This is a genomic window from Micromonospora sp. ATA51 (assembly GCF_016802855.1).
Taxonomy (GTDB): Bacteria; Actinomycetota; Actinomycetes; order Mycobacteriales; family Micromonosporaceae; genus Micromonospora; species Micromonospora sicca.
The window spans coordinates 1-1,544 of sequence record NZ_JAEVHJ010000641.1 but is presented as its reverse complement, the minus strand read 5'-3'; the positions used below and the strand labels follow the sequence as shown (position 1 = coordinate 1,544).

Genomic DNA, 1,544 nt, shown 5'->3' with positions numbered 1-1,544 from the left:
CCCGTACGAGGACGACCCCCGCCAGGGCAAGGACCGCCCGGTGCTGGTGGTGGGCCGGCAGAGCCGCACGCTGTTCGGGCTGATGCTCTCCAGCCAGAGCTCCCCGCTCCCCGCTCCCCGGCAGCAGCCGCACCATCCCGCACCTGGGAGCCCCGCACCGTGGGCGCGCAACATCCCGCAGGTGGCGGCCTCAGAACGGGAGAAGGCAGCAACCTTCCACAGCCGGTGTGGATCTTGGATGGGGCCAGCGTCTCTGGTTTCCTATGTGATCCTCAGCAAGCCGGGCATCCCGCGGGTACTAGCGTCCCTGTGGGTGACGGGGGTGGCGTGTACGTGGCGGTGGAAGCCGCGGCCGAGGACTGCCCCGCGAACCCTGTGAGGGTGTCGCGGGGCGGTGGTGGGAACCGTGTGCGGCACCTGGCGACCGGGCCTTGAGGGGTTGGTCTCCTGGGGTGTCCGTCCCGCCGGACGCTTGCCGGCAGGCCCCGCTGTGGGGTTTGCCGGGGCGGGAACCTGCCGTCGCATGGGCAGCAGGCGTGAAGTCTTGACCGGTCGGGTCTGCTTCGGGGTGGGTTTGGTCTTGCGTCGATCCCGCACCCGTCTGGTGGTGGCGGTTCGGGTTGGTCGACGCGTCCGGTGACGCACTGGTGTGTCGGTGGCTGTCCGGATCGCGGCGTTGCCGCTGCGGTCGCGGCGGGTCTTGGCCTGGTTGGCGAGGCCGCGGGCGGCGATGCGTTGCGCGGCGGCGTGGTCGCGGTCCATTGACAGGCCGCACGAGCAGGTGGCCCACCGGTATCCGGCCACGTTCCGGTCCGGTGTCTTGACGTGCTTGATCGGGCCGTCGCAGCGGGGGCAGCCGGACGAGGTTCCACGCGCCGGAACGGTGACGACTGCGATACCGACCTTCGCGGTGAGGTGAGCGATGGCGGTGAACACGGTGCCGCGTACGGCGCCGGAGAGTCGCCGGTTGAGGCTGCGTGAACCGCCGCGCCCTTCGAGGGTGGCGAGGTTCTCGACGTAGATGACGGTGGCCCCGTGCGCGGTGGCGTGGTCGACGAGCCACCGGGCCGCGGACCAGGCAAGTGCCTGGTTGAGATGCCGGATCCGGGCGCACACCGCCACGTGTTCGGCCTGCAGGCGGGCAAGCTTCACGGTCAGCGCCGGATCGGCGTGGGCGAGGCGGCCGTCAGCCAGCCGGGACATGAAGTCGTCTAACAATTCCTCGACCCCACCGGCCGAACCCTTCGAGTGGAGCACCTCCACGCTCACCCCGTCACGGGCCAGCAGAGCCGTCAACCACGCCATGCCGAAACGGGCCAGCCGGTCCTGTGGACCACCCTCACCACAGTGAACTCGCCGGCCGCCGCACAGTCACAGGATGAACGCCGATGAATTCAGCGACCGGACCCAGCCGCAGCAACGACATGATCGAAAAAATATCACATACGATCGCGTAGCTAATCAGCCAACAGTTGCACACCCTGGCGGACCGCAGGCGGGAGTCGCCCCGGCGTGGAGGGTCAGGCGGGGTGGGGGTCAGGGCG

Annotated in this window: 1 protein-coding gene and 1 pseudogene; one reads left to right on the top strand and one right to left on the bottom strand. The window is 69.8% G+C overall.

Annotated elements, in window-relative coordinates:
- Window positions 1-103 (top strand): annotated as a pseudogene (locus JNW87_RS38590) (type II toxin-antitoxin system PemK/MazF family toxin); the annotation flags it as partial.
- Window positions 104-261: 158 nt separating this feature from the next.
- Here the strand turns inward: JNW87_RS38590 and JNW87_RS38585 are convergent.
- Window positions 262-1,305 (bottom strand): zinc ribbon domain-containing protein, encoded by a 1,044-nt coding sequence (locus tag JNW87_RS38585; protein WP_109799601.1) that lies wholly within the window; start codon window positions 1,303-1,305, stop codon window positions 262-264.
- Window positions 1,306-1,544: the final 239 nt, after the last annotated feature.